Origin of the sequence: Pseudomonas sp. E6002 (genome assembly GCF_013385565.1) — a bacterium.
Taxonomy (GTDB): Bacteria; Pseudomonadota; Gammaproteobacteria; order Pseudomonadales; family Pseudomonadaceae; genus Aquipseudomonas.
This window is the reverse complement of the sequence record NZ_JACAPT010000022.1, coordinates 253,743-275,915: the sequence shown is the minus strand read 5'-3', so window position 1 is coordinate 275,915 and position 22,173 is coordinate 253,743. Positions and strand designations below refer to the sequence as shown.

The 22,173-nt window shown below is 61.3% G+C and carries 15 protein-coding genes; 7 read left to right on the top strand and 8 right to left on the bottom strand.

Translation table 11 applies throughout. The annotated features are described in order from the left end of the window. Window positions 1–36 precede the first annotated feature (36 nt). Together HX815_RS18235 and HX815_RS18230 are read right to left on the bottom strand one after the other, a co-directional pair. On the bottom strand, window positions 37–1,779 hold the full coding sequence (locus tag HX815_RS18235) for a potassium/proton antiporter (RefSeq protein ID WP_008439183.1): 1,743 nt from the start codon (window positions 1,777–1,779) through the stop codon (window positions 37–39). Window positions 1,780–2,013: 234 nt separating this feature from the next. Then, window positions 2,014–3,639, bottom strand: a complete 1,626-nt coding sequence (locus HX815_RS18230) for a methyl-accepting chemotaxis protein (protein WP_177028666.1) — start codon at window positions 3,637–3,639, stop codon at window positions 2,014–2,016. Between the two features lie 277 nt (window positions 3,640–3,916). Between HX815_RS18230 and HX815_RS18225 the strand changes: the two genes are divergently transcribed. After that, on the top strand, window positions 3,917–4,147 hold the full coding sequence (locus HX815_RS18225) for a hypothetical protein (protein ID WP_003209413.1): 231 nt from the start codon (window positions 3,917–3,919) through the stop codon (window positions 4,145–4,147). Beyond that, entirely contained in the window at window positions 4,144–4,437 is a 294-nt protein-coding gene (locus HX815_RS18220) for a cell division protein ZapA (RefSeq protein ID WP_003209415.1), read from the top strand. The genes HX815_RS18225 and HX815_RS18220 overlap by 4 nt, the downstream gene beginning before the upstream one ends. On the opposite strand, the gene HX815_RS18215 is transcribed toward HX815_RS18220, so the two are convergent. Both HX815_RS18215 and putA read right to left on the bottom strand, forming a co-directional pair. Further along, complete coding sequence (locus HX815_RS18215) at window positions 4,434–6,236, bottom strand: acyl-CoA dehydrogenase (RefSeq protein WP_177028665.1); 1,803 nt, start codon at window positions 6,234–6,236, stop codon at window positions 4,434–4,436. The two genes, HX815_RS18220 and HX815_RS18215, sit on opposite strands and share 4 nt — an antisense overlap. A 227-nt stretch (window positions 6,237–6,463) precedes the next feature. Further along, window positions 6,464–10,417 carry a trifunctional transcriptional regulator/proline dehydrogenase/L-glutamate gamma-semialdehyde dehydrogenase gene (gene putA / locus HX815_RS18210; RefSeq protein ID WP_087692504.1) on the bottom strand — a complete coding sequence of 1,318 codons (3,954 nt, stop codon included), beginning with the start codon at window positions 10,415–10,417 and terminating at the stop codon, window positions 6,464–6,466. Between the two features lie 29 nt (window positions 10,418–10,446). Here putA and HX815_RS18205 point away from each other — a divergent pair, with 29 nt between their 5' ends. Next, entirely contained in the window at window positions 10,447–10,737 is a 291-nt protein-coding gene (locus HX815_RS18205) for a hypothetical protein (protein WP_158244062.1), read from the top strand. Between the two features lie 138 nt (window positions 10,738–10,875). Then, a complete protein-coding gene (gene putP, locus HX815_RS18200) occupies window positions 10,876–12,360 on the top strand; it encodes a sodium/proline symporter PutP (protein ID WP_177022510.1) in 1,485 nt (494 codons plus the stop codon). A gap of 269 nt (window positions 12,361–12,629) precedes the next feature. Here the strand turns inward: putP and HX815_RS18195 are convergent, their stop codons facing one another. Further along, the gene (locus tag HX815_RS18195; protein ID WP_008439179.1) at window positions 12,630–13,124 is read right to left on the bottom strand and encodes a DUF2165 family protein; all 495 of its coding nucleotides are present in this window, start codon (window positions 13,122–13,124) and stop codon (window positions 12,630–12,632) included. A gap of 189 nt (window positions 13,125–13,313) precedes the next feature. Between HX815_RS18195 and HX815_RS18190 the strand changes: the two genes are divergently transcribed. Both HX815_RS18190 and HX815_RS18185 read left to right on the top strand, forming a co-directional pair. Then, window positions 13,314–15,347: a type VI secretion system tip protein VgrG gene (locus HX815_RS18190; RefSeq protein ID WP_177028664.1), complete on the top strand. Its 2,034-nt coding sequence runs from the start codon at window positions 13,314–13,316 to the stop codon at window positions 15,345–15,347. Beyond that, the gene (locus HX815_RS18185; protein WP_177028663.1) at window positions 15,344–16,057 is read left to right on the top strand and encodes a DUF4123 domain-containing protein; all 714 of its coding nucleotides are present in this window, start codon (window positions 15,344–15,346) and stop codon (window positions 16,055–16,057) included. Before HX815_RS18190 ends, HX815_RS18185 begins: the two co-directional genes overlap by 4 nt. On the opposite strand, the gene HX815_RS18180 is transcribed toward HX815_RS18185, so the two are convergent. Further along, a complete protein-coding gene (locus tag HX815_RS18180; RefSeq protein WP_177028662.1) occupies window positions 16,043–17,320 on the bottom strand; it encodes an O-acetylhomoserine aminocarboxypropyltransferase/cysteine synthase family protein in 1,278 nt (425 codons plus the stop codon). The two genes, HX815_RS18185 and HX815_RS18180, sit on opposite strands and share 15 nt — an antisense overlap. A gap of 174 nt (window positions 17,321–17,494) precedes the next feature. Between HX815_RS18180 and HX815_RS18175 the strand changes: the two genes are divergently transcribed. Further along, window positions 17,495–18,331 (top strand): 23S rRNA (adenine(2030)-N(6))-methyltransferase RlmJ, encoded by an 837-nt coding sequence (locus HX815_RS18175; RefSeq protein ID WP_003209435.1) that lies wholly within the window; start codon window positions 17,495–17,497, stop codon window positions 18,329–18,331. A gap of 134 nt (window positions 18,332–18,465) precedes the next feature. Here HX815_RS18175 and msrA read toward each other — a convergent pair whose 3' ends face one another. Then, window positions 18,466–19,113, bottom strand: a complete 648-nt coding sequence (gene msrA, locus HX815_RS18170; RefSeq protein WP_003209436.1) for a peptide-methionine (S)-S-oxide reductase MsrA — start codon at window positions 19,111–19,113, stop codon at window positions 18,466–18,468. 74 nt (window positions 19,114–19,187) lie between these two features. After that, on the bottom strand, window positions 19,188–21,878 hold the full coding sequence (locus tag HX815_RS18165; protein ID WP_003209437.1) for a bifunctional diguanylate cyclase/phosphodiesterase: 2,691 nt from the start codon (window positions 21,876–21,878) through the stop codon (window positions 19,188–19,190). Window positions 21,879–22,173: the final 295 nt, after the last annotated feature.

Below are 22,173 nucleotides of genomic sequence, written 5' to 3'. Positions count from 1 at the left end.
GTCCCGACATCGACTGGCGCGCCGTCGCCCCGCAGTTTAGAGGAAGAGTCCGGGGCCCGGGCGACTTCCTTCGGGGAATCTGACGCCGACTTTGCCGATCTTGTTCCCGTCCATGACCGCGACGGTCCAAATGGTGTTGTTCCATTCCACCTGGTCGCCGACCACGGGTGCCCCGCCGACTTTCTGGGTAATGAAACGACTCAGTGGCATGTCCGGGTCGATGCCCTCGAGCTTGAGCCCGTACAGGGCCGAAACCGCGCCCAGCTGGGCGTCGCCTTCCAGGACGAAGTCACCGAAGAAGCGCAGGTCGAGGCCCCGTTGTGGTGCCTGGCTGAACAGTTTGCCGAGGGCCGGCAAGTTGTGTTCATGGCCGATTACGCACAGCAGATCGTCGACTTCGAGCACCGTACTACCCGACGGATGGAGCAGTTGCTGGCCACGAAACAGCGCGGCGATCCGTGTGCCTTCGGGCATTTTCAGCTCCCGCAGGGCGGCGCCGATGCACCATTTCTCGGCACCCAGGCGGTAGACGAACAGCTCCCACTCGCTGGTGACGTGCACTTCCAGGGCCGCCCGGGAAATCGGCGCCGGCTCTGGCGGTACCGTCACTTTCAACAGTTTGGCGACCCACGGCAGGCTCGTACCCTGCACCAGCAACGACACCAGCACGATAAAGAACGCCAGGTTGAAGTACAGCTGCGCGTGGGGCAGGCCGGCCATCAGCGGGAACACCGCCAGAATGATCGGTACCGCGCCGCGCAGGCCGACCCAGGCGATAAAGGCTTTCTCTCGGCCGTGGAAGGCCTTGAACGGCAGCAGGCCGACGATCACCGACAGCGGCCGTGCGAAGAGAATCATCCACAGCGCCAGGCCCAGGGCTGGCAGCGCGATGGGCAGAAGATCATGGGGCGTGACCAGCAGGCCCAGCACCAGGAACATGCCGATCTGTGCCAGCCAGGCCATGCCGTCGAGCATATGCAAAATGCCGTGCCGGCTGCGCACCGGGCGGTTGCCGATCACCAGGCCGCACAGGTAAACGGCGAGGAAACCGCTGCCGTGCAAGGCGTTGGTCAGGGCGAACACCACCAGGCCGCCGGAAATCACCAGGATCGGGTACAGGCCGTTGGCCAGGTTGATCCGGTTGACCATCTGCAGCATCAACCAGCCGCCGCCCAGGCCGATGATGCCGCCGATGCCGAACTCGCGGATCAGGTGGCCCAACAGGCTCCAGTGCAGGCCGGTCTGGCCGCTGGCGAGCATGTCGATCAGGGTGACGGTGAGGAACACCGCCATCGGGTCGTTGCTGCCGGATTCGATTTCCAGGCTGGCGGTGACCCGTTCGTTCAGGCCTTTGCCGCCCAGCAGCGAGAACACCGCTGCGGCGTCCGTGGAGCCGACGATGGCGCCGATCAGCAGGCCTTGAATGATGTTGAGGTTGAACAGCCAGGCGGCTGCCATGCCGGTGAGGCCGGTGGTGATCAGCACCCCGACCGTCGCCAGGGACAACGCAGGCCAGAGGGCTACACGGAAACTGGCTACCCGCGTTCGCAGTCCGCCGTCGAGCAGGATCACGGCCAGGGCGAGGTTGCCCACGAGGTAGGCAGTCGGGTAGTTATCGAAGATGATGCCGCCGCCGTCGACGCCGGCGATCATGCCCACGGCCAGGATGATTACCAGGATCGGAATCCCCAGGCGGGACGAAAGAGAACTCACCAGAATGCTCGCACCTACCAGCAACGCGCCGATCAAGAACAGGCTGTTGATGGTCGTCGCATTCAAAGGCAGTACTCCATGAGCAGGAAAGACGAGGCGCAAACTGACCATGCAGTCTGCGTGCCAGCGATTCTAACCTGTTGAATTGCTGTGCTGTCAAAAAGGTTTTGAATGGCTGGCGCATATTCAATGTGGGAGCGGGCTTGCTCGCGAAAGCGGTGTGTCAGTCGCGTTATGCGTAGCTGATCCACCGCATTCGCGAGCAAGCCCGCTCCCACATTTTTAGCCCTGCGGTATCCGTTAAAGCCTGAACCGCCCCACCATCCCGTTCAAATCCACCGCCAACCGCGACAGCTCACTGCTCGCCGCACTGGTCTGGCTGGCGCCGGTTGCCGACTGCACCGACAAGTCACGAATATTCACCAGGTTGCGATCCACTTCCCGCGCCACCTGCGCCTGCTCTTCAGCGGCACTGGCGATCACCAGGTTGCGCTCGTTGATTTCAACGATGGCGGTATTGATGGTGTCCAGCGACATCCCCGCACCCTTGGCGATGTTCAACGTCGATTCCGCCCGCTCGGTGCTGTTGCGCATCGAATCCACTGCATGCTCGGTACCGGCCTGAATGCTGCCGATCATCCGCTCGATTTCGCTGGTGGACTGTTGGGTGCGATGGGCCAGGGCCCGCACCTCATCCGCCACCACCGCAAAACCACGCCCGGCTTCACCGGCACGCGCCGCTTCAATCGCGGCGTTCAGGGCCAGCAGGTTGGTCTGGTCAGCCAAGCCACGAATCACGTCCAGCACCTTGCCGATGTCCCGGGACTCTTCCGCCAGGTTGCCGATCAAGGTGGCAGTGGCTTGCACGTCGCTGCTCATGCGTTCAATGGCGCTGACGGTTTCCTGCACCAAATCACGTCCATCGCCCGCAGACGACGTGGCGTTCTTCGAGGCTTCGGAAGTGCTGACCGCGTTGCGGGCCACTTCTTCAACCGCGCTGGTCATCTCGTTCACCGCCGTGGCGGCCTGTTCGATTTCGTTGTTTTGCTGGGTCAGGCCACGGGCGCTTTCGTCGGTCACGGCATTCAGCTCTTCCGCGGCGGAGGCCAATTGGGTGGCCGAGCCGGAAATGCGCTGCAAGGTGTCCTTCAATTTGTCCTGCATCTTGGCCATTGCCAACAGTAGTCGGCCGGCTTCGTCGTTGCCTTCCACCTTGATCGGGCGCGTCAGGTTGCCTTCGGCGATTTCCTCGGCGGCATCCAGGGCCTGGGCGATCGGCTGGGTAATGCTGCGGGTCAGCAGCCAGGCGAACAGCATGGTCAATGCAGTGGCCAGGATCAGCAGGATCACCACCAGCTCAAACGCCATGTCGTACTGGTCGGCGGCTTGCTGGTTGGTGGCCAGCGCCATCTTGTTGTTGATGTCCAGCAGGCGGTTCAGTACGGCGTTGACCTGATCCGAGTTGTTCAGCAGCTCGGTATTCAGCAGCGTGCGCAGCTCTTCCACCTGATTGGCCCGTGACAGGCTCTTCATGCGCTCTTCAATCTGATGGTACTGGGCCAGCAGACGCACGTATTCGTCGTAGGCAGCACGTTCTTCGCTGCTGTCGATCAACTTCTCGTAGACCGCCTGGGCCGTACGAATCTGCTGATTGCGCACGTCAAAAGACTCAAGGGTCTTTTGCTGGACGTCAGGCTCGCGGTTGGTCAGCAGGCGATACGACAGCACCCGCAGGCGCAGGGTCAGTTGAGTGAACTCGTCCAGGGCGCGAATGCTCGGCACGCTGCTAAGGGTGATGTCTTCCGTCGCCGCACGGATCTTGCTCATCTGGTTCAGGGCGAACACACCGAGAAACAACATCAGCGCGCCAATCAACGCGAAGCCGAGAAAGGCCCGCGGCGCGATATTCATATTACGAAGAGACATGTTGTGATCCTGGGGAGAAGCGCGATCCATGCGGGGTTTGAGCGGGGTGTCCATGACCTATCGGTCATACGACTAAAGTCTTGAGGGGGTGCGCGCTTTTGTCGCAGATCGGGGCGGGCCGACGGGATTCAGGAACCAGATGCCATAAATGCAGTCACTAAGGCTCGAAAGCGTGGCCTGCCCTGTAAAATCAAGGCCCCGCGCCAGGGATAACCCTGGCATCCGAGGTGAATTTTCTTTATCGTCACCGCCCTTTGAAAAAGCCCGAGAAATCAAAATGTTAGAAGCATCCCTCAGCCAATTGGAACAACTGGTCAGCGACCTGGTACAGCAGAACCAGGATCTACTGGGCACCAACGAATCCCTCAAGGCCGAACTGGCTCGCGCCAAGGATGAAAACGACAGCTTGCAGCTGAACCTGATGGAACAGGAAGAAAAGCAGGGCGCCACCGCTGCCCGTATCCAGGCGTTGGTTGAGCGTGTGAGCGCAGGTCCTGTCAGCGCATGAATGAAGGGATAAAGGTCGTTTCGATTCTCGGTGAGGATTACTCGATCAAGGCACCGGAAGGGGAAGACAACACCCTGATGAGCGCCGTGACGATGCTCAAGGCATCCCTGGCCACCACCAAGAAAAAGTACCCGACGCTGATCGGTGACAAGCTATTGGTGCTGGCGGCGCTGAACCTGTGCGCCGAGCAGATCGAAATGCAAAAGCACCACCAGCAGGAACTCGACCGTTACCAAGAGCAAGTCAGCGCCACGGTCGAGGTGATTTCCAAGGCAATCGGAACGCCTTAGAACCACTCATCCTGCATCCCCAGGCACGTGTCATCGCGTGCCTCGAGAATCGCCAGTTCATGATGGCAGCCCGGTATTTCCCACGTCAGGAAGTACCGGGCGGCCTGGAGCTTGCCCTTATAGAAGGCGACATCGGCAGCATTGCCCTTGGCCAGCCCTTCCTCGGCGCGAATCGCCTGTTCCAGCCAGCGCCAGCCAATCACCGTATGCCCGAACACTTTCAGGTACAGCGCCGAATTCGCCAGGCTGCTGTTGACCTTGCCTTGGGCGAGATCCGTCAACAGGCCGAGGGTGACCGCTTGCAGGCGTGCCACCAGTTGTTCCAGCGGTTCCCGCAAGGCATTCAGCGACGGATACTCCTGTGCCCGTGCGCCGGTCTCGGCGATCAGGCGGATCAGTTGCTTCAAGCCCGCACCGCCGTTCTGCGCCAGTTTGCGCCCGAGCAAGTCCAGCGACTGAATGCCGTGGGTGCCTTCATGGATCGGGTTCAGGCGGTTGTCGCGGTAGTACTGTTCCACCGGGTATTCGCGGGTGTAGCCGTGGCCGCCGAGGATCTGGATCGCCAGTTCGTTGGCCTTCAGGCAAAACTCCGATGGCCAGGATTTGACGATCGGCGTCAGCAGGTCCAGCAGTTCGTGGGCCTGTTTGCGCTCGGCTTCGTTAGGCAGAGTAGTGGTGTCATCGAACAACCGTGCGGCGTACAAGCCAAGGTCGAAGGCGCCTTCCACGTAGGCTTTTTGGGTCAACAGCATGCGTTTGATATCGGCGTGCTGGATGATCGACACCGGCGCGGTGTTGGGGTCCTTGCTGTCGGGCAGGCGGCCTTGGGGACGTTCACGGGCATATTCCAGGGAGTACAGGTAGCCGGCGTAACCCAGCATCACCGCGCCCATGCCCACGCCGATCCGCGCTTCGTTCATCATCTGGAACATGCAACTCAGGCCCTGATGCGGCTGGCCCACCAGGTAGCCGACGCACTCGCTGTTATCGCCGAAATTCAACGCGGTCGAGGTGGTGCCACGCCAGCCCATCTTGTGAAACAGCCCGGCCAGCAGCACATCGTTGCGCTTGCCCAGGCTGCCGTCGTCGTTGACCAGGAACTTGGGCACGATAAACAGCGAAATGCCCTTCACCCCGGCAGGTGCGTCCGGCAGCTTGGCCAGCACCATGTGTACGATGTTCTCCGACAGCGGGTGATCGCCGCCGGAGATGAAGATCTTGTTGCCCTTGAGGCGATAGCTGCCATCAGCCGCCGGCTCTGCGCGGGTACGAATATCCGACAGCGATGAGCCCGCATGGGGCTCGGTCAAGGCCATGGTGCCGAAGAAGCGGCCTTCGATCATTGGTTGCAGGAAGCGTTGTTTCTGCTCCTCGGTGCCGAAGCTCTCGATCAGGTTGGCGGCGCCCATGGTCAGGAACGGGTAGGACGTGGATGCGGCGTTGGCCGACTGGAAGTGGGCGAAACACGCCTGGGAGAGCAGGGTGGGCAGTTGCATGCCACCGGCTTCGAAGCTGCGGGCGGCGTTGAGAAAACCGGCTTCGAGGAAGGCATCTACCGCCGGTTTCACCTCGGGAATCAGAATCGCCTGACCGTTTTCGTAGCGGGGCTCGTTCTCGTCGCCCTTGCGGTTATGCGGGGCGAAGAACTTCTCGGCAATGCTGCGGGCGGTGCCGATGGCGGCGTCGAAGGTTTCACGGTTGTGTTCGGCAAACCGCTCGCGCTGGGTCAGGCCCTCGGCATCGAGGACTTCGTACAGCTCGAAAGCCAGATTGCGGGAACTGAGCAGCGTCTCGGACATGGCGGCTTACCTGTGTGGGAATGGGCCTGAGTCTAAGTGCGCAAATAGAGGCTGGATAGCAAGATTGATCTGGGTGATGGAGGGGCAAAACGCGGCTCGAAGGTGGAACGCGGTCAATGTGGGAGCGGGCTTGCTCGCGAATGCGGTGGATCAGTCAGTACCTCCGGTGACTGACACTCCGCATTCGCGAGCAAGCCCGCTCCCACAGTTTTACCGCGTTTCTTCAGTTAGCCGATGGTCATCAGGCTGGCGTTGCCGCCCGCCGCAGCGGTGTTGACGCTCAACGCCCGCTCGATCACCAGACGCTCCAGGGCAATCCCGGTTTCGCCCGAAGACAAACCGTGAACCCCGACAATCGCCCCGCCACGCTTGGCCACTTGCTGGCAAACCCCGCGCAGTTGGTCGGAATCACCGTGATGCAGCACGGCATCAAACACGGTTTCATCCTTGGTCCAGTCAGCCACCCGCGCGATCTTCGCCTGAATATCCTTCGGCAAGCGTGCGAACACGGCCTTGGTCAATTCAGTTTCCGGCCATACCGCCGAGCCGCCGACTGCCAGCACGGCCGCCAGTTGCGTCAGCAGGTCGCCTTCCACTTCCGCCAGGCACAACACGTGCTCGCGGGGCAGGATGGCGTAGCTGTTGCGCTCGCCGGTCGGGCCGGCCAGTTGGCGGGTGATACCGCTTTGGGATTGCGCGGCGAACTGCACGCACAGGGCGCTCAAGTCGCTCAGCTTGCTGCTGTCGGCCCAGGCTTTCAGGGCGGTCAGCGGCTTGCTCATGGCATCCCGCAGGCGAACATCCGGTGCGGCCAGTGCATCACCACGGACGAAGGATTGCTCGATGGCATCCGTAGGACGGGTCGACAGCAAACGGTACAGATACAGCGGGCCGCCAGCTTTCGGGCCAGTGCCCGACAAGCCTTCGCCACCGAACGGCTGCACGCCGACCACGGCGCCCACGATGTTGCGGTTAACGTAGACGTTACCGGCATGGACGTTGTCGATCACCTTGGCGATGGTCTCGTCGATGCGGGTGTGCACGCCCAGGGTCAGGCCATAGCCGGAGGCATTGATCTGGCCGATAAGCTGGTCGATCTCTTTGCGCTTGTAGCGCACCACGTGCAGCACCGGGCCGAAGATCTCCCGTTGCAGTTCGTCGAAGCTTTCCAGTTCGATCAGGGTTGGCATCACGAAGGTGCCGCGCTTGATCTCTTCGCTATCGGCAATCGCGACCTGGTAAACGTTGCGGCCTTTGTCGCGCATGGCCTGGATATGTTTCTCGATGCCAGTCTTGGCTTCGGCGTCGATCACCGGGCCGATATCCACCGACAGGCGCTCCGGGTTGCCGAGGCGGCATTCAGCCATGGCACCTTTAAGCATTTCGATGACGCGGTCAGCGGAATCTTCCTGCAAGCACAGCACGCGCAGGGCCGAGCAACGTTGGCCGGCACTGTCGAAGGCCGAGGACACCACGTCGATCACCACTTGTTCGGTGAGCGCCGAGGAGTCGACGATCATTGCGTTCTGGCCACCGGTTTCGGCGATCAGCGGAATCGGACGACCCTGTGCATCCAGACGGCCGGCGACACTGCGTTGCAGCAAGCGCGCAACCTCGGTGGAACCGGTGAACATCACGCCCTTGACGCGATCATCACCCACCAGGCGCGCACCGACGGTTTCGCCCTGGCCCGGCAGCAGTTGCAGCACGCCTTCCGGAATCCCGGCTTCCAGCAGCAGGCGCACGGCTTGTGCGGCCACCAGCGGTGTTTGCTCGGCAGGCTTGGCCAGTACCGGGTTGCCGGCGGCCAGTGCAGCGGCGACCTGGCCACTGAAGATCGCCAGCGGGAAGTTCCACGGGCTGATGCACACCACCGGGCCCAGCGGGCGGTGAGCGTCGTTGGTGAAATCGTTGCGAGCCTGCACCGCGTAGTAACGCAGGAAGTCCACGGCTTCACGCACTTCGGCGATGGCGTTGGCGAAGGTCTTGCCGGCTTCGCGGGCCAGCAGGCCCATCAGCGGCTGGATCTCGCCTTCCATCAGGTCGGCGGCACGCTCCAGGATCGCGGCGCGTTCGGCGGGCGGGGTGGCCTGCCAGATTGGCGCAGCGTTCAGGGCGCACTGGATGGCGTTGTCGACGTCTTCGACAGTTGCTTCCTGTACGTGGCCGACGACGTCACGCAGATCCGACGGGTTCAACACCGGTGCAGCCGCTTCATTGCTGGAAGCGCAACCGAGCATCGGCGCGGCTTTCCAGTTGTTATGCGCGGTAGCCAGCAAGGCGCAGGACAGCGACGCCAGGCGGTGTTCGTTGGCCAGGTCGATACCGGCGGAGTTGGCGCGCTCGGCACCATACAGGTCACGCGGCAGCGGGATACGCGGGTGCGGCAGGCCGAAGCCGCCTTCCAGCGTCGCCATCTGCTCGATGCTGGCCACTGGATCGGCCACCAGCTCCTGGATCGAGATGGATTGGTCGGCAATACGGTTGACGAACGAGGTGTTGGCGCCGTTTTCCAGCAAGCGACGCACCAGGTAAGCCAGCAGTGTTTCGTGGGTGCCGACGGGTGCGTACACGCGGCACGGACGGTTCAGCTTGCCTTCGGAGACCTTGCCTACAACCTGCTCGTACAGAGGCTCGCCCATGCCGTGCAGGCATTGGAACTCGTACTGGCCGGGGTAATAGTTCTGACCGGCAATATGGTAAATCGCCGACAAGGTGTGAGCGTTGTGGGTGGCGAACTGCGGGTAGATAACTTCCGGTACCGAAAGCAGTTTGCGTGCACAGGCAATGTAGGAGACGTCGGTGTACACCTTGCGGGTGTACACCGGATAGCCTTCCAGGCCTTCGACCTGGGCGCGCTTGATTTCGCTGTCCCAGTACGCGCCTTTTACCAGGCGGATCATCAGGCGGTGGCGGCTGCGGCGTGCCAGGTCGATCACGTAGTCGATCACATACGGGCAACGCTTCTGGTAAGCCTGGATCACGAAACCGATGCCGTTCCAGCCGGTCAGTTGCGGCTCGAAGCACAGGCGTTCCAGCAGGTCGAGGGACAGCTCCAGGCGATCGGCTTCTTCGGCGTCGATGTTCAAACCGATGTCGTATTGCTTGGCCAGCAGGGTCAGCGACAGCAGGCGCGGGTACAGCTCATCCATCACGCGCTCGTACTGCGCACGGCTGTAACGCGGGTGCAGGGCCGAGAGCTTGATGGAAATGCCCGGGCCTTCATAAATCCCGCGACCGTGGGACGCCTTGCCGATCGAGTGGATGGCTTGTTCGTACGAGGCCAGGTATTTCTGGGCGTCATGTTCGGTAAGTGCGGCTTCACCGAGCATGTCGTAGGAATAGCGGAAGCCCTTGGCTTCGAACTTGCTCGCATTGGCCAGGGCTTCGGCGATGGTTTCGCCGGTGACGAACTGCTCGCCCATCAGGCGCATGGCCATGTCGACGCCCTTGCGGATCATCGGCTCGCCGCTCTTGCCGATGATGCGGCTCAGGGACGAGGTCAGGCCGGCTTCGTTGTGGGTGGCGACCAGTTTGCCGGTCAGCAACAGGCCCCAGGTGGCGGCGTTGACGAACAGCGACGGGCTGTTGCCCAGGTGCGGGTGCCAGTTGCCGGTGCTGATCTTGTCGCGGATCAGTGCGTCGCGGGTGCCCTTGTCCGGGATGCGCAGCAGCGCTTCGGCGAGGCACATCAGCGCTACGCCTTCCTGGGACGACAGGGAAAATTCTTGCAGCAGGCCCTGGACGATGCCTGCACGGCCGCCGGCGCTTTTCTGATTGCGCAGTTTCTCGGCGATCGAAGAGGCGAGCTTGTTGGTGGCCTCGGCCATTGCCGCGGGCAAGCGAGCCTGCTCGATCAGCATCGGCACCACTTCCGGCTCCGGGCGACGGTAGGCGGCGGTGATCGAGGCGCGCAGTACGGATTGCGGCAGGATGCTTTCGGCAAATTCCAGGAAGCACTGGTGGGCGTGGTCGGTCTGGACCTCGCCGGCTTCTTCCGCGTCCTTGCTGCCCAGGCCGTTGAGCTCGGCCAGGGTTGCACCACCCTCGAGTTTCTCCAGGTAATTGAAAATCGCCTGCTTGATCAGCCAGTGCGGCGTGCGATCAATGGAGGTCGCGGCCGCCTTCAGGCGCTCGCGGGTCGGGTCGTCAAGTTTGACCCCAAGGGTGGTCGTAGCCATCTTTTTATCCTCATGGGTGCCACTACTGCGTGGCATCAGCTGGCGGCAAGATTAGCTTTGCGCCGAGAGAGGTGCAACCGGGTGCAACCCTTTTTATCCATGAATTTTTTGATGCTGATCGGGAAAAATTATCGTCACAGCCGAATCGGCTGCGCCTTGGTGCATTTGCTTCTGACTTTGGCTGCTCTTGCTCCGAAAAGGAGCAAAAACACGGTGTTTTCCACAAAAAACATCGAGGTGCAACTTATTCTCAAGAAACTGGTTGCACCTTATTTGCTTTGTTGAATAGCATTCGCGCCCAAGGTGCAACCTCTTACTGACGGTTCATCGGCTGATGGCTTTCCTGGGGAAACGTCAGTCATAAATGCGCGGCGCCAGGCTTCGTCTATCCACTAGCAAAGTGGATGGCCGTCCGGACAGACCGCCGCTACATAAAAACAAAGCCAGGGCGTAACTCAATGAGCGTAAGTAATCCTACCCTGATCACATTTGTGATCTATATCGCTGCCATGGTGCTGATCGGCTTCATGGCCTATCGCTCCACCAACAACCTTTCCGACTACATCCTCGGCGGTCGCAGCCTCGGCAGCGTGGTTACCGCGCTTTCGGCCGGTGCCTCGGACATGAGCGGCTGGTTGCTGATGGGCTTGCCCGGCGCGATCTACATGTCTGGCCTGTCGGAAAGCTGGATCGCCATCGGCCTGATCGTCGGTGCCTACCTGAACTGGCTGTTTGTAGCCGGCCGCCTGCGGGTGCAGACCGAGCACAACGGCGACGCCCTGACCCTGCCGGATTACTTCTCGAGCCGTTTCGAAGATAAAAGCGGCCTGCTGCGAATCATCTCTGCGGTGGTGATCCTGGTGTTCTTCACCATCTACTGCGCTTCCGGCATCGTGGCTGGCGCCCGTCTGTTTGAAAGCACCTTCGGCATGTCCTACGAGACCGCGCTGTGGGCCGGTGCTGCCGCGACCATTGCCTACACCTTCGTCGGTGGTTTCCTGGCCGTGAGCTGGACCGACACCGTGCAAGCCACGCTGATGATCTTCGCCTTGTTGCTGACCCCGATCATCGTGCTGCTGGCCACCGGTGGCGTCGACACCACCTTCCTGGCGATCGAAGCGCAGAACCCTGACAACTTCAACATGCTGAAAAACACCACCTTCATCGGCATCATTTCGCTGATGGGCTGGGGCCTGGGTTACTTCGGCCAGCCGCACATCCTCGCGCGCTTCATGGCGGCGGATTCGGTGAAATCGATTGCCAAGGCGCGCCGCATCTCCATGACCTGGATGATCCTGTGCCTGGGCGGCACCGTGGCGGTGGGCTTCTTCGGTATCGCCTACTTCTCGGCGCACCCGGAAGTCGCCGGTCCCGTGACCGAGAACCACGAGCGTGTGTTCATCGAGCTGGCCAAGCTGCTCTTCAACCCATGGATTGCCGGTGTGCTGCTGTCGGCCATCCTGGCTGCCGTGATGAGCACCCTGAGCTGCCAGTTGCTGGTGTGCTCCAGTGCCCTCACCGAAGACTTCTACAAAACCTTCCTGCGTAAAAACGCCTCCCAGGTCGAGCTGGTATGGGTCGGTCGCGCCATGGTGCTGTTGGTGGCGCTGATTGCCATCGCCATGGCCGCCAACCCGGAAAACCGCGTACTGGGCCTGGTGAGCTACGCCTGGGCCGGTTTCGGTGCTGCGTTCGGTCCTGTGGTACTGATCTCCGTACTGTGGAAAGGCATGACGCGTAATGGCGCATTGGCCGGCATCCTGGTGGGTGCGATCACCGTGATCGTGTGGAAGCACTTCAGCCTGTTTGGCCTGTACGAAATCATCCCGGGCTTCATCTTCGCCAGCCTGGCGATTTACTTTGTGAGCAAGCTGGGTGCTCCGACGGCTGGCATGCTTCAGCGGTTTGACGCAGCCGAGGCGGATTACAACCTCAACAAGTAATCGGCGGGGGCTTGAATGCCCGCTGAAGTGAAAACGGCCCGCATCTTTTGGATGACGGGCCGTTTTTTTTGCCTTCCAGATTTCGCAGTGTTGTTTTCACAGGTTCAGATGATCACTGAAGTAAACGGCCAATGTAAGCGCTCGCCTGGTGGCTGTGAGCGTTGAATGTGAGGCGGTTTTTATACTTTGGGAAAAGGGCTACAAACTACCGTCAGCTATCTGACAGTAGTTTGTGAAAGGGCATCCACCGATTTTGAATTCGTGGTTTTTCAGTCGTGGTCAGTGTCCGGCTGGTTGAGAAAAATCAGCACACCCAGGATCGCCATATAGAACTTGAACGCCGCTTCCTGGCCGTTCCACTGATGGGATTGCCACATCAGGAACCACTCGCCGCCGATCACCATAAATCCGAAGAACCACACCACAAAACCCAGGGTCAGCCCGACGATTGCGCTTTTCTTGGCGCGATTGAAGTCGATACCTGTGGCACGACGAGCCCGCCACAAGGCCAGTGCTCCACGCGCCAGCAGCACGGCCGTCAGGGCTTCACCGGCGATGATCAGCCAATATGCACCGTGCCACAGCCATGGGGTGGTGATGGCGCGATACATCGCGGCGTTGCCGGGGAAGGTGGTGTCCATGCTCAGCACATGTTTGACGAAGGCAAAGTTGGAGCCGTAGTCGGTGATGTTGCTGAAGGCCACGAGTGTGGCGAAGGCTGCCAGGGCAAGGGTCAGGACGATTTTTGCGTAGCGGGTGGCCATGTTTTTTCCATTGTCATGGGGCGACGGGGGACGAATACGCTAGCACGCTGGTGGTAGGGCTTCGATGCCTGATACATGAAGATTAAAGCGCCTGCGATGTAGGGATTTACTGATTTGCCTGCAGCGCACTCAGCTCGGCAAACAGCTGGTGCAGAATCGGCCACCCCACTACTCGCAGAGAAACACCGGATGTTCGCTCCTGCCAATCAAAGTGCCTTTAGCCTGACCCTCGACGGTGTGCCAAGTGTTCTCAAGGTGCGTGAGTTCACGGGCGATGAATTCATCAGCCTGCCCTATCGTTTTGACCTTGAACTGGTCAGCGAGCAACCCGACCTTGACCTGGAAAGCTTGATGCATCGCCAGGCGTTCCTGGGGTTTGATGCGCATGGCCATGGTATTCATGGCCAGGTCTATCGGGTGGCGCAAGGCGACTCGGGCAAGCGCCTGACGCGTTATCAGATCACGCTGGTTCCGCAGTTGGCTTATCTTGAGCACAGCGGTCACCAGCGGATTTTCCAGAACCGGACGGTGCCGCAGATCATTGCACTGGTGCTGGAAGGGCAGGGTATCCAGGCGGATGCCTTCTCGTTTCAACTGAGCGGGGTGTACCCCGAGCGTGAGTACTGCGTTCAGTTTGGCGAAACCGATCTGGCGTTCATCCAGCGCTTGTGCGCCGAGTCGGGCATTCACTACCACTTCCAGCATCACCCCGAGCGCCACCTTTTGGTGTTCGGCGATGACCAGAGCGTGTTCGCCCAGCCTGAGCAAGCCACTCAATACGCGGCGGGTTCGGGGATGGTTGCCGACACGCCGGTGATCAAGCGTTTTACCCTGCGGTTGAAGACCCGTACCACCGATGTGAATCTGCGGGACTACGACTTCAGAAAGCCACGCCTGAGCTTGGAAAGCACGGCGTCCGGCGGCCAGCGTCCCATGCTGGAGGAACAGTGTTATCCCGGGAATTTTACGGATCGCGCTCATGGTAAATACCTGGCGCAACGTAGGTTGGAGCGCCATCGCGGTGACTTTCGCCAGGCCAGTGGCCATAGCGACCAGCCGTCCCTGGTCAGCGGGCAGTTCCTGAGGATGGGAGGGCATCCTCGCCAGGAATGGAATGATTTGTGGCTGGTCACCCAGGTGACGCATGCAGGGCGCCAGCCTCAGGTGCTGGAGGAGTCGACCATCGACGCCTCAGGTGATGAATCGGCTCAGGGCTACAGCAATCACTTTGTCGTAACGCCATGGGAGGTGCCGTTTCGAACACCGCTGCTGGTATCGCGACCGCCGGTGTCTGGCTATCAAAACGCCGTGGTTACAGGGCCGGCAGGCAGCGAGATCCATTGTGACGAGTATGGCCGGGTCAAGGTGCAGATGGCCTGGGATCGCGCCGGGGAGCACGACGAACATTCCAGTTGCTGGCTGCGGGTGGCCAGTGGCTGGGCCCATGAGCACTACGGCTCGGTGTTGATCCCGCGGGTGGGCATGGAGGTGCTGGTGGGTTTCGTCGACGGCGACGCCGACACGCCGCTGGTGGTCGGTTGCCTGGCCAATGCCGCCACGCCGGTGCCGCTGGACCTGCCAGCCGACAAGACCCGCAGCATCTTCCGTAGCCAGACCAGCCCCGGCGGCGGTGGCTACAACGAGCTGCGCATCGAGGACCGCAAGGGTGCCGAGGAAATCTACCTGCGCGCCCAGCGCAACTGGACCCAGCATGTACTGCACGACCAGCACGTGCAGGTCGACAACCAGCGCGATGTGATCGTCAAAGGCCTTGATCGTCACGAGCTTCAGGGCGAAGAACAGCGCACCACCCACGGCAACCGCCTGACCGAACTCAAGCAGGACGATCACCTGATGGTTGCGGGCTCCCAGCAGGTACGTGCCGGGTTGACCATTCACATCGGTGCCGGGCAAAACGTCGTTATTGATGCGGGTGCCAGCGTGACCCTCCAGGCCGGTGGGCAGTGGATCAACGTTTCGGCGGGCGGGATTTTCAGCAGCACGCAAATCCAGCTTGGCGGCTCCCCGGCACCGGCGGGAGCGCCGCTGACGCCGGGGCTGCAGGAAAAGTTGCTGGCGGTAATACCTGCACCGTTGAGTGCCGTCCAGGTGTCAAGCCTGAAGCGCAGCGCACCCTTTTGCGAAGAGTGCGAGCGCTGCAGGAATGGCGTGTGCAATACGCCCCTGCATCGCAATACATCACTGCCCGCGGGTGCGCCATGATTTCTCCCGGGCAGTGGCTTGAGGCTGCGCCGTTGCAGGCGGGCGAGCAGTTGTTTGTGGTGATGGGCAATGCCAGCGACTGCAAGCCGCTCGATGCGTGGCGGCGTACCGACGGACGTGCACTTAGCCCCATCTGGGCGGGCAGCGAGTATGCAGCGTGGGAGGAGGTCATGCCCTACGTCGCGGTGGTCGCCGTCGACAGCGCTTTTCTGAAATGGGCCGCCGAATGCGAAGGTATCGACTGGGGTTGGCTGGCGGTATCGTCCTGTTCCTTGCACACCGTCGTCGAGCATCTGCGCAGCCTGACCAAGGTACTGTTGCCGGAAGGGCCGGCGGTGTTCTTTCGCTTCTGGGACGGTGCTTATGTCCTGCCTGTGTTGCAGGCGCTGGGGCCACAGGCGAAGGAGTTGCTCCCGGTGTTCAGTCGCTACTGGATCAATGGTCGCCAGCATGAGGTAGCGGTTACGGCAGCGGGAGCGGCAAAGCCCGGCCCATGGTGGCAAGTGCCGCCGCATGTTCTCCAGCACCTGGGTGAGCAATCGAGCGTTACGCAGGTGGACAACCTGTTGCAATGGCTGGAAGAACAGCGCCCGGACCTATACAGCGCCTTTGTGCCAGCGACCTTGAAGCACAAGGTCGCCTACTTCGTGCGCCGGCCGGATGTCAGCCATCAGGCGCTGGCCGCCTGGCTGGTCTCAGAGTTGGGTTGAGGCCAGCGACTGCTGCAGGTCCTCGATCAGGTCTTCAATGGCCTCGATGCCCACCGACAGGCGAATCATCTCCGGCTTCACCCCGGCCTTCGCCTGCTCCTGTTCATTCATCTGGCGATGGGTGGTGGACGCCGGGTGGCAGGCCAGGGACTTGGCATCGCCGATGTTCACCAGGCGCTTGAAGATCTGCAGCGAATCGTAGAAACGCACGCCCGCCTCATAACCACCCTTCAGGCCGAAGGACAGAATCGCCGACGGTTTGCCCTGCATGTATTTCTGCGCCAGGTGATGGTGGGGGTGATCCGGCAGGCCGGCGTAGCTGACCCACTCCACCAGTGCGTGGTCTTGCAGAAAGTGGGCAATCTTCAAGGCGTTTTCGGTGTGGCGCTCCATGCGCAGGGCCAGGGTTTCCAGGCCTTGCAGCAGCAGGAATGCATTCATCGGCGCCAGGGCCGCGCCGGTGTTGCGCAGCGGCACGGTACGGGCGCGGGCAATGAACGCCGCCGGGCCGAATTTTTCGGTGTAGACCACACCGTGATAGGCCGGCTCCGGCTGGTTGAGTCCGGGGAATTTCTCCGGGTACTGGGTCCAGGGAAAGGTGCCGCTGTCGACGATCACGCCACCCAGCGAGTTGCCGTGGCCGCCCACGTATTTGGTCACCGAATGCACGACGATGTCCGCGCCGAACTGGATCGGCTTGCACAGGATTGGCGTGGCCACGGTGTTGTCCACCATCAGCGGCACGCCACGGGCGTGGGCGACGTTGGCCAGGGCTTCGATATCGATGATATTGCCTGCCGGGTTGCCGATGCTCTCGCAGTACACCAGTTTGGTGTTGTCATCGATCAGCTCGGCGATGGCTTCGGCGCAGTCGTTACGGGCGAAGCGCACGTCAACGCCGAAGCTCGGCAGCAAGTGGGCGAACAGGGTGTAGGTGCCACCGTACAGTTGCGGGGTGGTGACGATGTTGTCACCGGCACGGGTCAGGGTCTGGATCGCGTAGTGGATCGCCGCGCTGCCGGCCGACACCGCCAGGGCCGCGATGCCGCCTTCCAGTGCTGCGATGCGTTGCTCCAGCACGTCGTTGGTGGGGTTCATGATGCGCGTGTAGATATTGCCGGGCACGTCGAGGTTGAACAGGTCGGCGCCGTGCTGGGCGTTATCGAATTCGAAAGCGACGTTCTGGTAGATCGGCACGGCGACGGCCTTGGTAGTCGGGTCCGACTTGAAGCCATGGTGCAAAGCGATGGTGGCGTCTTTCATGAGTTGTTATGACCTCCATGGATAATTGCTCGCCACAATAAATCCGCTTTCGCACCGCCAATTAGACTATTTTCGGCAGCGCCCCTGTGTTTGCGGCATAAGCGCCACCTGACGCGCAGCCCTGCACCTTTGCCTGCGTAAAAGGTAAACTTCGCCCCCTGCGCAGGAGCAACCATGAATTATCGTCACGCCTATCACGCCGGCAACCACGCCGATGTCTTCAAACACCTGACCTTGACCCGCCTCATCGCCCTGATGTCGCGCAAGGAGCAGCCGTTTGCCTATCTCGACACCCACGCCGGCATTGGTCTGTACGACCTGCAGGGCGACCAGGCGAACCGTACCGGTGAATACCTGGAAGGCATCGCTCGCCTGTGGGGCCAGGCCGACCTGCCGCCGCTGACCGCCGATTACATGCGTGTGCTGCACGAGATGAACCCGGATGGCGAGTTGCGCTACTACCCGGGTTCGCCGGAGCTGGCGCGACGCCTGACTCGTCCTCAGGACCGCGTGCTGCTCAACGAAAAGCACCCGGAAGACGGCCTGCTGCTCAAGGACAACATGAAGGGTGATCGTCGGGTGAAAGTCCACCTTGGCGAAGGCTGGCACGTGCCACGGGCATTGCTGCCGGTGCCGGAAAAGCGTGCGTTGATGTTGATAGACCCGCCGTTCGAGAAGCTCGACGAGATGCAGCGCTGCGCCGCGTCCCTCAAGGAAGCCGTGAGCCGGATGCGCCAGACAGTGGCTGCGATCTGGTACCCGGTGAAGGACCAGCGCATGCTGCGCCGCTTCTACCAGGACCTGGCCGGTACCGGTGCGCCGAAGTTGCTGCGGGTGGAATTGCTGGTGCATCCGCTGGACACGCCCAACACCCTGACCGGTTCGGGTCTGGCGATTGCCAATCCGCCGTGGGGGCTGGAGGAGGAGTTGCGTGAGCTGCTGCCGTGGTTGTCCAAGCAGCTTGGGCAAACCCAGGGTGGCTGGCAGATGGATTGGCTTATCGCCGAGTAAGCCAATCTCAAGGTATTGAAGACCCAATGTGGGAGCGGGCTTGCTCGCGAATGCGGTGTATCAGAAACACATTCAGTGACTGACACTCCGCTTTCGCGAGCAAGCCCGCTCCCACATTTTTATCGGTGTCGCTCTTAGATCGGGCAGGTCACGCCGGTGCCGCCGATTCCGCAGTAACCCTGCGGATTCTTCGCCAGGTACTGCTGGTGGTACGCCTCGGCGAAATACACCGTCGGCGCTTCTTCGATTTCGGTGGTGATGGTGCCCAGGCCGGCCTTGGTCAATTCCGCCTGATAAGCCTCTGCGCTGGCCTTCGCCGCCTCCAGGTGCTCCGGCTTGACCGCGTAGATCACCGAGCGGTACTGGCTGCCGATGTCATTGCCCTGGCGCATGCCCTGGGTCGGGTTGTGCAGTTCCCAGAACATTTTCAGCAGCTCTTCGTAGCTGATCTTGTCCTGGTCAAACACCACCAACACCACTTCGCTGTGGCCGGTCAGGCCCGAGCAGACTTCTTCATACGTCGGGTTCGGCGTGTAGCCGCCGGCATAGCCCACCACAGTGCTGACCACACCGTCGCGCTGCCAGAAACGACGCTCTGCACCCCAAAAGCAACCCAGGCCGAAGATCGCAAACTCTACGTTGTCGACAAAGGGGCCCAGCAGGGGGTTGCCGTTGACGAAGTGCGTCTCGGGCAGCGACATCGGGGTTTCACGGCCAGGCAAAGCTTGTTCTTGAGTGGGAAGCACGTTTTTATTCACCAGGATTTCCGAGCGCAAGACCATGATCAGTCCTCTCAGTCAGATTGAGTTACAAGTAAGAGTTCAGACTGCCAGTGTGCCCGAGTGTTACCGCGCTGTCAGGCGATTGGCCCGCGAGGGTAGCGTTTAAGCATCGTCATCAGCTCGGCCCCCGGGATTGGCCGGTCGAACAGGTAGCCCTGGCCGACGTCGCAACGGTGGCGGCGCAGGAACGCCAGCTGCTCGGCAGTCTCGATGCCTTCGGCCACCACCTTGAGCTTGAGGTTGTGGGCCATGGCGATCACCGCCGAGGTGATTTCCATGTCGTCCTGGTTGTCCGGGATTTCATGGATGAAGCTGCGATCAATCTTGATGATGTCGATCGGGAATTTTTTCAGGTAGCTCAGCGACGAGTAACCGGTACCGAAGTCATCCATCGCCAGGGTCAAGCCGAAACTCTTCAGTTGGTCCAGTTGCAGGCGCGTGTCTTCGGTGGCTTCCAGCAGCAGGCCTTCGGTCAACTCCAGTTCCAGCAGGTTGGCCGGCAACTGTTCCTCCTTGAGGATCGTGGCAATCGAGGCCACCAGGTCCGGGTCGGAAAACTGCTTGGGCGACAGGTTGATCGCCACTTGCAGGTTGCCCATGCCGGCGGCGGTCAGCTGTCGGCTCATGCGGCAGGCCTGGCGGGCGATCCATTTGCCGATGGGGATGATCAGCCCAGTCTCTTCCGCCACGCTGATGAATTGATCGGGGCGGATCATGCCCTTTTCCGGATGGTTCCAGCGTAACAACGCTTCCATCCCCAGCAGACGACCGCTGCGCAGGCACAGCTTGGGCTGGTAGAACACGTCCAGTTCGTTCTGGGTCAGGGCGCGGCGCAGGTTGTTTTCCACGAACAGCTTGTAGCTGGCTTCGGCATTCAGCGCTTCGGTAAATACCTGCACCTGGTGTTTGCCGTTGGCCTTGGCCTTGTGCAGCGCCAGGCCGGCGTTGCGCATCAGGGTCTGCGGATCGCGGCCATGCAGCGGCGCGCAGGCGAGGCCCACGGAGCCGGTGACGCTGATCAGCTGGTTGTCGACGAACATCGGCTTGTCGAGGGTCGCCAGCAACTGGCTGGCGACCTGCTGGCCGGTTTCAAGGTCGGTATCGTCCAGCAGCACGGCAAATTCGTTACTGGCAAATCGCGCCAGGCTGCCACTGGCGGTCAGGCTGTTGCGCAGGCGCCGGGCCAGGCTGATCAGCAGCTTGTCGCCGGTCTGGTGGCCGAGGCTGTCGTTGATCCGCTTGAAGTTGTCGATGTCCACCAGCAGCAGGCTGATGGGGCTGTCGCTGTCCCGGGCAAAGCGTTCGTCCAGGTTGCGGATGAACGCCGGGCGGTTGCCCAGGTTGGTCAGGTTGTCGGTGTAGGCCAGCCGCTCGATGCGCTGCTGGGCCAGCTTGGTCTGGGTGATGTCTTCGTAGATGCCGATGTAATGGGTCAACTCACGGTTGTCGCCATAAACCTTGGAGATCGACAACTGGCCCCAGTAGGGTTCGAGGTTTTTGCGCCGGCTCTTGAACTCGCCTTGCCAACTGTTGCTCTTGGCCAGGCTTGAAGGCGCGTCGAACAGCAGCTCGCTTAGGTTCTCCAGCGCCGGCAGTTCCGACAGCTGGTGGCCGTGGACTTCTTCGGTGCTGTACTGGGTGATCGCGGTAAAGCTGGGGTTGACGTATTCCACCACGCCGTCGCAATTGACCAGCAGGAACGCATTGGCGCTTTGCTCCACGGCTCGCTGGAACAAGTGCAGGGCACTGGTGGCGGTGCGGCGGTTGTGGTTGTTGATCACCTGGGCGAACTGGTCGGCCAGCTCGCCGGCAAAGGCGATCTCGTCGGACTGCCAGACGCGGGTGCTGCCACTTTGCTCCAGGCACAACACGCCGACCACGTTGCCATCGACGCGGATGCTGGCGTCGAGCATGGCGTGGATATCCCGCGGGCGCAGGCTCTCGGCCATCTCACGCGTGCGTGGGTCGCGCATGGCGTTGGTGGCGTCGATCGCACGGCTGGTTTGCAGGGCTTCCAGGTAATCCGGGAAGCCACTGGCATCGATAGACTCTGGCAGGTGGTGCTGCTGATCGGCGCGGTGATAAGCGGAAATCGGCACCAGATGCTGGTTTTCGAGGTTCCAGATGCTCGCGCAGTCGATCTGGTAGATATCGCAGGCACTGCGGGTGATCAGCTCGGCGGCTTCCTGCAGCGAGTTGTTGGTGCTGTAGCGCTGGCGGGCCAGCAGCAGGATCAATTCCTGCTGGGCGCGTACCCGCTCAAGGTGTTGCAGTTGTTCCTGCTGGGCGCGCTGGTTGAGTTCCAGGGCAATCTGCAAGCGGCTGTTCTGGCTCTCCAGGTCTGCCGCAGGGGCCGGTGGGAGATCACTGAACAGGCCGTCGACCACCATCAGGTAGCCGCGCAGCAGGTGACGATTGTGTTGTTTGTAGGCTTCACCCAGTTCCAGCAGGCTCAACGGGCCGTCGTTGGTGTGCAGGGTGTAGCGCACCAGGTAATGCGGGCTGATGGTCAGCTGTTCCTGGATCGCATCATGCAGCTGATAGCGCGCCTGGGGCTCCATCAGGCTGGCGTAGGGCGAGCCGATCAGGGCGCACAGTTCCATCGCGGGCAGGCCGAACTGGCGTTCGCAATTGGGGTCGAGGTACAGCAGGGCCCAGCTAGCCTCATTAAGCCGCTCGAAACGCAGCATACCGAGGCGCGAAGGCACCGGTAATTGCGTCACTACCTCGGCCGCCGTACGGGCGACATCGGGTTGGCTTTTCATGGGGAAACTCGCTTGGAAAAATGCGCATCGCGCCGGGCTCACGCCCTCTTACTGTTGCCTGCGGCAAGGTTGCATCATGCAGCACAGGCTGACAAGAGAGGATGAAGGCTAAGTGCTATAAGTGGGTTATCGGCCAGCGAGCGGTTTTCTGCAACCGGGGTGATGGGCGGTGTACAACCTCGATTTCCGTGTCCAGGTTTTCCCTGGAAAGCAGGCAAAAAAAGCCCCGCCAATTGGCGGGGTTGAGGTACGAGCGTGGCGCTCGGAAATCGTTGAAGCCAGGTCTTCTGCATGG